This is a genomic window from Pseudomonas helleri, from assembly GCF_009600315.1.
Classification (GTDB): domain Bacteria; phylum Pseudomonadota; class Gammaproteobacteria; order Pseudomonadales; family Pseudomonadaceae; genus Aquipseudomonas; species Aquipseudomonas helleri_A.
Genome location: NZ_WIWC01000143.1, coordinates 1 through 318 on the forward strand (window position 1 = coordinate 1; position 318 = coordinate 318).

Sequence of the window (318 nt, forward strand, 5' to 3'; positions counted from 1 at the left end):
CAATCAAATCTGCTGCTTCAGCATCGGTCAGGTTCTGGATGCCTTGCTGGGTACGCATATGGAATTTCACCCAGAAGCGTTCATTTTGGGTATTGATAAAACTGAAGGTATGGCTGCCAAAACCATGCATATGACGGTAGCCAGCAGGAATACCGCGATCCGACATCACAATGGTCACCTGATGCAAGGCTTCAGGCAATAATGTCCAGAAATCCCAGTTATTGGTGGCACTGCGCTTGTTGGTTTTCGGGTCACGTTTGACTGCTTTATTCAGGTCAGGGAACTTACGGGCATCCCGCAGGAAAAACACCGGCGTAT

At 48.7% G+C, this 318-nt stretch carries 1 protein-coding gene; it reads right to left on the reverse strand.

The features are described from left to right. On the reverse strand, window positions 1–318 hold a 318-nt coding region (locus tag GHN86_RS23165), incomplete at both ends, for a catalase (protein WP_153387399.1).